General features: G+C 27.9%; 12 protein-coding genes and 1 pseudogene. All 13 read left to right on the top strand.

Translation table 11 applies throughout. The features are described from left to right. A partial coding sequence (locus tag L8V79_RS07830; protein ID WP_263703169.1) for a bacteriophage T4 gp5 trimerisation domain-containing protein occupies nt 1-957 on the top strand: 957 nt, incomplete at its 5' end. 70 nt (nt 958-1027) lie between these two features. Next, nucleotides 1028-1903, top strand: coding sequence for an ankyrin repeat domain-containing protein (locus L8V79_RS07825; RefSeq protein WP_263703168.1), 876 nt, complete (start codon nt 1028-1030; stop codon nt 1901-1903). A gap of 10 nt (nt 1904-1913) precedes the next feature. Next, nucleotides 1914-2207 (top strand): hypothetical protein, encoded by a 294-nt coding sequence (locus L8V79_RS07820; protein ID WP_195672374.1) that lies wholly within the window; start codon nt 1914-1916, stop codon nt 2205-2207. A gap of 28 nt (nt 2208-2235) precedes the next feature. Then, nucleotides 2236-3114 carry an ankyrin repeat domain-containing protein gene (locus tag L8V79_RS07815; RefSeq protein WP_263703167.1) on the top strand — a complete coding sequence of 293 codons (879 nt, stop codon included), beginning with the start codon at nt 2236-2238 and terminating at the stop codon, nt 3112-3114. Nucleotides 3115-3124: 10 nt separating this feature from the next. After that, complete coding sequence (locus L8V79_RS07810; RefSeq protein WP_195672374.1) at nt 3125-3418, top strand: hypothetical protein; 294 nt, start codon at nt 3125-3127, stop codon at nt 3416-3418. A 28-nt stretch (nt 3419-3446) separates the two neighbouring features. After that, on the top strand, nt 3447-4325 hold the full coding sequence (locus L8V79_RS07805; RefSeq protein ID WP_263703166.1) for an ankyrin repeat domain-containing protein: 879 nt from the start codon (nt 3447-3449) through the stop codon (nt 4323-4325). 26 nt (nt 4326-4351) lie between these two features. Next, nucleotides 4352-5914 (top strand): putative toxin, encoded by a 1563-nt coding sequence (locus L8V79_RS07800; RefSeq protein ID WP_263660863.1) that lies wholly within the window; start codon nt 4352-4354, stop codon nt 5912-5914. A 30-nt stretch (nt 5915-5944) separates the two neighbouring features. Further along, a complete protein-coding gene (locus tag L8V79_RS07795) occupies nt 5945-7012 on the top strand; it encodes an AAA family ATPase (protein ID WP_263689082.1) in 1068 nt (355 codons plus the stop codon). Further along, nucleotides 7012-7696: pseudogene (locus tag L8V79_RS07785) on the top strand (DUF4276 family protein). The gene L8V79_RS07795 and the pseudogene L8V79_RS07785 overlap by 1 nt, the downstream one beginning before the upstream one ends. Further along, a complete protein-coding gene (locus L8V79_RS07780; RefSeq protein ID WP_263703163.1) occupies nt 7693-8943 on the top strand; it encodes a hypothetical protein in 1251 nt (416 codons plus the stop codon). The pseudogene L8V79_RS07785 and the gene L8V79_RS07780 overlap by 4 nt, the downstream one beginning before the upstream one ends. Before the next feature lie 59 nt (nt 8944-9002). After that, nucleotides 9003-9524: a hypothetical protein gene (locus tag L8V79_RS07775; RefSeq protein WP_263703162.1), complete on the top strand. Its 522-nt coding sequence runs from the start codon at nt 9003-9005 to the stop codon at nt 9522-9524. A 53-nt stretch (nt 9525-9577) separates the two neighbouring features. Beyond that, complete coding sequence (locus tag L8V79_RS07770; protein WP_052243286.1) at nt 9578-9964, top strand: hypothetical protein; 387 nt, start codon at nt 9578-9580, stop codon at nt 9962-9964. Nucleotides 9965-9967: 3 nt separating this feature from the next. Then, a complete protein-coding gene (locus L8V79_RS07765) occupies nt 9968-10618 on the top strand; it encodes a DUF1911 domain-containing protein (RefSeq protein ID WP_263703161.1) in 651 nt (216 codons plus the stop codon). Nucleotides 10619-10633: the final 15 nt, after the last annotated feature.

Genomic DNA, 10633 nt, shown 5'->3' with positions numbered 1-10633 from the left:
ACTATGCCACAATATAACTACCCAAGATACAAAAGAGAAATCGCTGGACAAACACTAAATTATCTAAGTGCTATACCTATGTATAATAAAGGCTTAGATGAACTTAAACTACAAGAAAATACAGAATATAATCTAAATTATAAAAATGAACATTATCTAACTATCTCTAATTCTACTATAGGAAAAGATAATACCGATGCAAAAGCAAGAAATGAAATCACTTTAAAAAATGATATAGACAAGGAAGAATTTTACATTTTAGCACAAAAAGATTATAAAGAAGAAATAGGCAATAACTATGAGCAAACTATAAAAAATAACAAAACCTCAGAAGTAGGAGCTTTATATACCGAATTTATTACTTTAGGACATATGCAAAATATCATAGGTTTTAAAAATGTCAATGTAGGTGCGCAGTATCTAGAAAATACCCTGCTTTCTAAAGATACTAATGTGGGTTTAAGTAATACTTTGAATGTAGGAATTAGTAATGAAGTCAATATCGGACAAAATCATGAAGAAAAAATAGGAAATGATAGAAGAGTAATCATCAACAATAACCTAGAGCAAGATATCAAAAATGATTTTATCCAAAGAATAGGACATAATAAAAATGAAACCATAAAAGGTTCTTATGTGCTTCAAACCAATCAAAGTATAAAATTTCACTCCAAAAAAGATCTAAGCATAGAAACAAATGAGTATTTCAAAGCTGAAGCTGATGATTCTATTAGTTTTAAAGCTAAAAATAATTGTTCCTTTACGGCTGATGAAATAAATACTTTAGCTAATAAAGAAAGCACTTTAATAGCACAAAAACGAATCATCTCTCAAGTAGGTGAAAATACCACCATCACACAAACAAAAGATAAGATTATACTTCAAGTAGGAAAAATGCAAGTAATTATAGATGATAAAGGTTTAAGGGTAAAAGGAGGTGATTTGAGAGCAGATTAAAAGCAATTTTTTTAAATTAAAACTAAAATCACAAAGAAACCCAATTTATAAAAAAACTAAAGGAAAAACAATGAAAACATTAGAAGAAATATTATCTTTAGAAGAAGATGTAGATAAATATGTAAAAAACTTATGTTTAGAATTTTATGATCTTGTAGAGGCTAACAAACTTGAAGAAGTTAAAGAATTTTTAAAAGATTATCCTGTGCCTGAAATATTTTTTGAAAAATGCTATACACCTTATTGGGATAGTGAAAACAAAAGAGCTATTATCGATCCTGTTATCGCTTTAGCTTGTGCAGGAATTGCTTATGATAAAAGTAAAAGTTTTGAAATGATGGAGTATTTTGAAAATTTAGGACTTAAAGCTGATGAAGTGTGCTTTGGATTTAATGCACTTAGTAGGTATATTGATAGAGATGGAAAAAATAAAGAAGTGATAGAGTATTTTTTTAAAAAAGGATGCACATTTGAAACTTATAATGAAGAAAGCGGCGATACTCCTTTGCATGTTTGGATATTGTTTAATCATGCAAATTATTTAGAAGAAGCTTTAAAACTAGGAGCAAATCCTAATATGAGAAGTATTAAAACAGAAAATGAATTTAGTTTTAGCGATGCAGGAGAAACCCTTTTACATGGGGCAGCAGGAAGCGAAGAAAAACCTATAGGAGCTTGTGTGGAAGTGTTAATCAAATATGGGGCTGATGTGAATGCGGCTAATTGTTGTATAAGTGATATTGAAGATGGAAAAATTGAATATTATGATCCTGCTACTCCATTGGATAGAGCTAATACTTGCGATATAAATAAAAACATAAAAATCTTAAAAAAAGCAGGAGCTAAGACTTGGGAAGAATTGGTTAAAGAATATGATATAGATACAAGCTTAGAAGAACCAGAACAAATTAAAATGTATGAAGAAAGAAGAAAGGATAAAAATTAAAGGAAAAACAATGGATTTTAATACCGATATTTTAGAAAGCTTAGATGATTTCAAAGCATTTTTAGACACAAAACCTAATAAAGAACTCCTAGAAGCAGTAAAAAATCATATAGATGATTTTATGGAAGGTGCATATAATAATTTAGATCCAGAAAACTACGAAGTTGCTTTTGAAGAAGATACTGGTATACCTTATGATGAAGCAGATGAGGATGAATTTAAGGATTGGTTTATTAAAAATGTGCTTTGTCATGATGATTTAAGTGAGATTTATAAAATACTAAAATCACTTGTTAAAGATTAAAACTCATTTTATAAAGAAAGGAAAAACAATGAAAACATTAGAAGAATTAATAAATTTTGAAGAAAATTCTTCAGAAGAATATTTAGAAGAATTATGTTTAGAATTTTATGATCTTGTAGAGGCTAACAAACTTGAAGAAGTTAAAGAATTTTTAAAAGATTATCCTGTGCCTGAAATATTTTTTGAAAAATGCTATACACCTTATTGGGATAGTGAAAACAAAAGAGCTATTATCGATCCTGTTATCGCTTTAGCTTGTGCAGGAATTGCTTATGATAAAAGTAAAAGTTTTGAAATGATGGAGTATTTTGAAAATTTAGGACTTAAAGCTGATGAAGTGTGCTTTGGATTTAATGCACTTAGTAGGTATATTGATAGAGATGGAAAAAATAAAGAAGTGATAGAGTATTTTTTTAAAAAAGGATGCACATTTGAAACTTATAATGAAGAAAGCGGCGATACTCCTTTGCATGTTTGGATATTGTTTAATCATGCAAATTATTTAGAAGAAGCTTTAAAACTAGGAGCAAATCCTAATATGAGAAGTATTAAAACAGAAAATGAATTTAGTTTTAGCGATGCAGGAGAAACCCTTTTACATGGGGCAGCAGGAAGCGAAGAAAAACCTATAGGAGCTTGTGTGGAAGTGTTAATCAAATATGGGGCTGATGTGAATGCGGCTAATTGTTGTATAAGTGATATTGAAGATGGAAAAATTGAATATTATGATCCTGCTACTCCATTGGATAGAGCTAATACTTGCGATATAAATAAAAACATAAAAATCTTAAAAAAAGCAGGAGCTAAGACTTGGGAAGAATTGGTTAAAGAATATGATATAGATACAAGCTTAGAAGAACCAGAACAAATTAAAATGTATGAAGAAAGAAGAAAGGATAAAAATTAAAGGAAAAACAATGGATTTTAATACCGATATTTTAGAAAGCTTAGATGATTTCAAAGCATTTTTAGACACAAAACCTAATAAAGAACTCCTAGAAGCAGTAAAAAATCATATAGATGATTTTATGGAAGGTGCATATAATAATTTAGATCCAGAAAACTACGAAGTTGCTTTTGAAGAAGATACTGGTATACCTTATGATGAAGCAGATGAGGATGAATTTAAGGATTGGTTTATTAAAAATGTGCTTTGTCATGATGATTTAAGTGAGATTTATAAAATACTAAAATCACTTGTTAAAGATTAAAACTCATTTTATAAAGAAAGGAAAAACAATGAAAACATTAGAAGAATTAATAAATTTTGAAGAAAATTCTTCAGAAGAATATTTAGAAGAATTATGTTTAGAATTTTATGATCTTGTAGAGGCTAACAAACTTGAAGAAGTTAAAGAATTTTTAAAAGATTATCCTGTGCCTGAAATATTTTTTGAAAAATGCTATACACCTTATTGGGATAGTGAAAACAAAAGAGCTATTATAGATACTGCTATCACTTTAGCTTGTGCAGGAATTGCTTATGATAAAAGTAAAAGTTTTGAAATGATGGAGTATTTTGAAAATTTAGGACTTAAAGCTGATGAAGTGTGCTTTGGATTTAATGCACTTAGTAGGTATATTGATAGAGATGGAAAAAATAAAGAAGTAATAGAGTATTTTTTTAAAAAAGGATGCACATTTGAAACTTATAATGAAGAAAGTGGCAGCACTCCTTTGCATGTTTGGATATTGTTTAATCATGCAAATTATTTAGAAGAAGCTTTAAAACTAGGAGCAAATCCTAATATGAGAAGTATTAAAACAGAAAATGAATTTAGTTTTAGCGATGCAGGAAAAACCCTTTTACATAGGGCTGCAGGAAGCAAAGAAAAACCTATAGGAGCTTGTGTGGAAGTGCTAATCAAATATGGAGCTGATGTGAATGCGGCTAATTGTGGTATAAGTGATATTGAAGATGGAAAAATCAGCTATTATAAACCTGCAACCCCATTAGATAGAGCTAATACTTGCGATATAAATAAAAACATAAAAATCTTAAAAAAAGCAGGAGCTAAGACTTGGGAAGAATTGGTTGAAGAATATGATATAGATACAAGCTTAGAAAGAATAGAACAAATTAAAATGTATGAAGAAAGAAGAAAGAAGAAAAATTAAGATAAAAAACAAAAAAGGATTTTTCATTGGAATTTAATGATGTGAAATTTAAAATCAAAGAATTTGAAAGTGTAGATATCATCAGTGGTTATTCTCTTGCCTTTTATTTGCCTAAAGAAGAGCATATGATAGGAGAAGAAAACAAGAATAAAAACCAAAAAACAAAAAAAGATGAATATCGCATCAATAAAAGCAAATCTTTAGAATATATACAAACAATCAATGAAGAAAAAGAAAAAGAAATTGAAAAACTTAAACTTCAAAGCAATGAAAAAATCAATGAAGAATTTGATAAATTAAAAGATGATGCTTTGCCTGCTAAAGGATATAAAAGAAAAGATTATGAATACGATGTATTTTATGATATTTATACAAGTGATGATAATATAAAAAATCATATAAGATCATTTTCAATAGATAATGGCGTGGCAACAGTAACAAAGGATTTCTTGAAAGAATTTTATGAAAAATCTTTCAAGAATGAATCTGGTTATAAATGGTGTCTTATACCTAGACTAATCTGTGATAAAGGAGAATCTAGTTTTGATCCTGTGCCTATTTTAAATAGCAGCTTTGTCATTTCAGAATTAAGCAATATCAAACAAAAAACCCTTACTTTTCAAAGAAAAATAGCCAATGTGGAACATCCAAGTCATTTTGCTTTACAAAGTCCTAAGGTTTTTAAAAGTATGCTTGAAAACGAACAAAGCTTTGCTTCTTATGGTGGCAAAGAAAAACAAATAAAAGATCTTTTAAAAAGCGCACAACATAAGCTTGAAACCATTAAAAAAGCAGATGGAATTTCTGAAGAAACTAAGGAAGATTTGCAGGAAAAACAAAAAGAAGAAGTTGAAAAATGCAAAGAATTAAAAAATAATAAGAAAAAAATTTCACCTAAACTCATAGGAGATACGGGAGAATATGTTGCTTCTTTGCTTTTTGGGAAAAGATCTACACGCTATTTAAGCAATCAAAGAAAACTAGATGCTAATTTTAACATTCATAGTTTTAATCATACTATACCTGATTTTTTAGTAAATATTAATGGTATTCCTAGTTTAGTCGAAGTTAAAAATGTCCAAGTTCAAAGTCTAACAGAACAAATAAGTTTTGAGTTAAAACTCGCTAGAGAATATGAGCTTGATTACATCTTTGTGTGTAATCATTATACACATTTAACAGAAAATGTAACAGGAAGTGTATTGACTCGTGAAGAACATGAAAAACTAGCACTCGATGGAAAAAAAGTAGGTGAGTTTAATAAAGAAACAAAAAGATTGAAAAAAACAAAGGTGGTAGAAATCCTAAATGAAAAGGATAAAGACAAGCAAAATTGGTCTGAAGTATCAAATATTCAAACTTCTCGTTTGAGAATTTTTTCAGAAAAAGGTGGAGATTGTGATGCAAGAAGTGGCTTTATCTACCATAGGCATTTACATAGAAGCATAAAAACTGCTTTTAAAGAAATATATCTACATCATATAAAAGGAGCAACACCTAATAAAATAGTAATAAAAAGATTAAATTTAAATAATGCAGAAGAATTAGAAGAAGTTTTTAATGAAAATAAAAACCTTCAAAAAAGTTAAAGAGGTTTTGTGAAAATCAAAAGGATATAAATGCTAAATAACATAACAATCAAAGGCTATAAATCTATAAAAGATTTATCCGAATTTGAACTTAAAAATTTAAATATCTTAATCGGTGCAAATGGTGCAGGTAAAAGTAATTTTATCTCGGTATTTAAAATGCTTAATGTATTGTTTAATAAAAATTTGCAATTTTATACACAAGATAAAGGACCTGATAGTTTTTTGTATTTTGGTAGAAAAGAAACCGAAAAATTGCATTTTGACTTTGTTTTTAGCCCAAATAGATATAAAGTAGATATCGTAGCCACGCAAGAAAACAAATTGCTTATACAAAAAGAAAGAATCTATTTTGGTCCTTATGAATACATTATAGGAGAGAATGTATACGAAAGTAATATTTCTGAAGCAAAAGAATATTCTAGATCCAAAGCAGTTGCTGATTATACTATAAGCGAAATTAAAAAATGGAAGCTTTATCATTTTCATGATACTGGAGATACATCTAAAATGAAAAGTATATGTGATGCAAATGATAATCTTATTTTCAAAGAAGATGCACAAAATATAGCAGCTTATCTTAAAATGCTCCATGATAACTACAACAAACATTATGAACAAATTTTAACTACTATACAAGATATTGCTCCTTTTTTTGGGGGATTTATTTTTAGAAATAGTGATAATATACAATTAGAATGGCATCATAAAAACGATCCTGATACTCCTTTTAAAGCACATATGCTTTCTGATGGAACTTTAAGGTTTATATGCTTAGCTACTTTATTGCTTCAGCCTTTTGAGCTAATGTCAGGAACAATTATTATCGATGAGCCTGAATTAGGACTACATCCTTATGCGTTAAAAATTTTAAGCGAGATCATTAAAAGAGTAGCTCAAGAAAAACAACTCATTATTTCTTCTCAATCTGTAGAACTGATAAATCATTTTGAAGCACAAGATATTATAGTTGTAGATAAAGAAGGTGATCAATCTATTTTTACAAGAATGGACAATGAAAAACTACAAACTTGGCTTGAAGAATACACACTTGGAGAAATTTGGGCTAGTAATCTTATAGGTGGGAGACCAAAATAATGTCAGATATTATAAGATGCTATGTAATTTGCGAAGGACAAAGTGAAGAAAAATTTATCAATGAAACTTTAAGTCCGTATTTTCACAATGTCAAAATTTATCTCACTCCACTTACAATACCTACATCTAAAGGACACAAAGGCGGTGCGCTTTCGTATGATAGAGTGGTTGATTTTATTGTTAAAAAAATTAAAACAAGACACACAAGCTTTTATGACAACTATGTTTGATTATTATGGATTAGATGATGAATTTTTAAAAGAAAATAAAGCTAATACTGATATATATGAATATATTGAAAAAATACAAAAAGATTTTGATGAAGCAATTAAACAAAAATGCGATACAAATAAATTTTTTAGCTATATACAACCACATGAATTTGAAAGTTTGCTTTTTAGTGATATTACAAAAATCATTGAAGCAGACGCTGAATGGGATGAAAAACTCATTTGCGAATTAGAATGTATTATCGAAAAATACAATAATCCAGAATTCATCAACAATAGCAAGGAAACAAGTCCGTCACACAGGCTAAAAAAGATTTTTTCTTCTCCTAGCTATAAAAAAGTTTTGCATGGTAGCAAGATCGCAAAAGAAATTGGTATAGACAACATAAGATTAAAATGTCAACACTTTAACAAATGGTGTGAAAAAATTGATGCTTTGAAAGCTTTTAAATGAAACAAACATTGAGTGCCAATCAGGTTAGCTTTCATCTTTTATCTAAAAAAACTTTTAGTGATGAAAAATATCTTAATGCTTGGAGTTTAAAAGGTAATCGTTTAAATGCCAAAGATTGGTTTGAATTTAAAAAAGCCAATGAAAATAATTTTTATAATAAACATTTAGAAAATACATTAAAAGCTATACAAGAACTTAAAGCTTGTTTTAGTATTGATAAATTTGAAGGTATAAATCTACACAGTGAGGATGAATGGTTAAATTTTTTACCTTCAAATTATACTCAAATTTACAATCGTTTATGCAAAGATAAAAGCAAATACATTTTACATAGATATTATCAAAAAGATGAATTAAGTGAAATAGGAACTCTTAAAAACCTCTCCCCTAATTTACCTTTTTGGGATGAAAAAGGAGAAAATTTCTCTCAAAGCCAAATCAATACTCTTATAGAAAAAGATAATCTAGCACCCTACTTTAATAAATATGATATTTATTTCAACTCATCACTATACCTTACTTTTAATCTTAATGATGAAAATTTAAATTATCTAGTAAAAAATTATGAAGATAAACTTAATTATGGTTTTATCCCAAAAACCCAAGAACAACTTCAAAAAGAGTTAAATTTAAGTAAAGATGAAAAAATCATCTTAGAACTTGAAAATATTTTTTTAAGTCTTTGTAAAGGCATAAGTGCTGATTATGCCTTTATGGATTTTTCTTATTTTTTTGCAGGGTATGATTATATATTAAATTCTAAAAATAATACTTTAAAATCTTACCCTACTAATTATGATGAGTTAATTTATAAAAGAAGCTTTAAAGAGCATATAGAAGAATATGCAAATAATTATTTTTTAAATTATTATTCTAAAGAACTTTTAAATGAACTTGAAAATCAAAACTTAAATAACAATAGAATAAATCATTATCTTAAAAACTATAATAAAATTCCAAAAAACACAGAAGAAGAAAACATACAAGGTATGCTTTCTAAGCAAAAAAATGTAAATATCAACTTTGTAAATTTTATAGATTATAAAGACTATGTTTATAATAACAAAGATGATTTTTGGGAGTTTTCAGCAGAAAAAAACTCTATACTTTGGCAAAAATTTCTAAGCAAGGATACCATAAAACCTTTTCCTTCAAATTTTGATTGTTCTTTGGAAGAAAAACTTCTTTATGCTAAAGATGAGCAATTAGAAAGCATACTTCAAACCCACAAGGCTTTTTATGGCTAAAAAAAGAAAAATCACTTCCTAGAATAGAAGATATTGATATAAGTCCTGATACTTCTTGTTTGCATCCTATATTAGAAGATAATACTTTATTATGCATACATGGAGGTAAGGTTAAGTTAAAAGCAAAGAATGCTAAAAGAATAAAATCAGATAATATTCCTATTATGCTTAATAACGAAATACAAGGAGCTAGTATAAGTGGATGTGTAAATCCACCTATACTAGGAGGACCTTGTACTAAAGTAGCTTTAGTATTTGCTTATACTTATTCAAATCATAAAGTAAATCATAAACATTCTGTATTACAAATGGGTTTAATAGGGGTAAGTAATAAAGGTTATCCTATATTAGCTATACCTAAGAAAAATAAGATTAAATTTGCTTTAGCTAAAATACAAGCTAATCCTCTTGCTAAGATTAAATGGGACAAGATAAGATGGGAAGGGATAGGAGGTAAGCTAAAAGCAGCACAAAGAAGAAAACAAGTAAATAAACAACAAGTATTTTTAAAAGAAGTTCAAGCACAACAAAAAGAAGCTAAAAAAGTTTTAGCAAATATGGAAAAAAGATACAAAAATTAAATGGCATTGATAAATTAAGCAATAAACAAAAAGGAAATTATGGCGAAGCTAAAATGCATTTGCATTATTTAAATCAAGGCTATAAAAGAATTAGCTTAAACAAAGTTCAAGGACTTGATGATAAAATTCATCAAGGAATTGATGGAATTTATTATAACCCCAATAAAAATCCAAAATATATCATCGCAGAAGCTAAGTTTGGAACAAGCAAGTTAAATAGAAATCAAAAAACCAAACAGATGAGTAATAGTTGGATATTAGAAGAGGACAAAAATAGACTTGGTGTTGCAGATGAAGAACATAGAGAAAAGATAAAAGAACTTCTTGAAAAAAATAGCAATGAAATCAGAAAAGATTTATTTCATGTTGATGAAGGAGGCAAAGAAACCATTCATTATTTAGATAAAGATGCAAATAAAATTAAAAAACCTAAAGGATAGAAAATGTTAAGAAATACTAAGAAAGATGAAGCGTATTTTACTGAACGTATATTAGAATGGGAAGAAGAAGTTAAAGAAGATGAAAAAAGACTCTTAGAACTTCCACTAGGAGATGAAAGAAGGGAAAATTATTTTTTTTCTATAACAGATGGAAAAAAATGTATTGCTTTAGATAAATACTCTCGCGGTGATGATATAAACATAGTTAAAAAAGATTTAGAAGCATACATACTAGAAAAAGAAAAAAATCGTTTAGAAACAGGATTGGATATTGGCTATTACAGGGGAAATGCTATTGAACTTTGCGTTAGAGTATTATTAGATATGGATACTACTTGTTTGCTAGAATTAATAGAAGAAGATGAGAGAAAAAGAAGGGATATACTCAATAGAGATTGGTTTTTACATTTTATAGGTTCTAAGGGTAAGAATTTAAATTTAGAACGCAAATGTGTTTGCAAAGAACATGAACTGATTAAAGAATTTATAGCCACACAAGATATTGAGTTTTTACATAAATATATGAAAAAACATACAAGGTTAAGGGATCCTTTAGATACCTGGGATCTTGAAGGTGCTGCAATTGTAAAACTAATGAATTTGGATAAAGAAGAATTTAAACAGTATAAATACTTTCCTTATGATTTAATATAATCTTAGTGGGTTTAA

The sequence above is a fragment of the Campylobacter sp. IFREMER_LSEM_CL2194 genome (genome assembly GCF_025771685.1).
Classification (GTDB): Bacteria; Campylobacterota; Campylobacteria; order Campylobacterales; family Campylobacteraceae; genus Campylobacter_D.
This window is presented reverse-complemented; position numbering and strand designations above follow the sequence as displayed.

Excerpts from the sequence above, each read along its gene's own strand:
- L8V79_RS07765 (WP_263703161.1), top strand. The coding sequence starts at position 9,968 with ATGTTAAGAAATACTAAGAAAGATGAAGCGTATTTTACTGAACGTATA.
- L8V79_RS07770 (WP_052243286.1), top strand. The coding sequence starts at position 9,578 with ATGCATTTGCATTATTTAAATCAAGGCTATAAAAGAATTAGCTTAAAC.
- L8V79_RS07820 (WP_195672374.1), top strand. The coding sequence starts at position 1,914 with ATGGATTTTAATACCGATATTTTAGAAAGCTTAGATGATTTCAAAGCA.
- L8V79_RS07810 (WP_195672374.1), top strand. The coding sequence starts at position 3,125 with ATGGATTTTAATACCGATATTTTAGAAAGCTTAGATGATTTCAAAGCA.
- L8V79_RS07780 (WP_263703163.1), top strand. The coding sequence starts at position 7,693 with ATGAAACAAACATTGAGTGCCAATCAGGTTAGCTTTCATCTTTTATCT.
- L8V79_RS07805 (WP_263703166.1), top strand. The coding sequence starts at position 3,447 with ATGAAAACATTAGAAGAATTAATAAATTTTGAAGAAAATTCTTCAGAA.
- L8V79_RS07825 (WP_263703168.1), top strand. The coding sequence starts at position 1,028 with ATGAAAACATTAGAAGAAATATTATCTTTAGAAGAAGATGTAGATAAA.
- L8V79_RS07815 (WP_263703167.1), top strand. The coding sequence starts at position 2,236 with ATGAAAACATTAGAAGAATTAATAAATTTTGAAGAAAATTCTTCAGAA.
- L8V79_RS07795 (WP_263689082.1), top strand. The coding sequence starts at position 5,945 with ATGCTAAATAACATAACAATCAAAGGCTATAAATCTATAAAAGATTTA.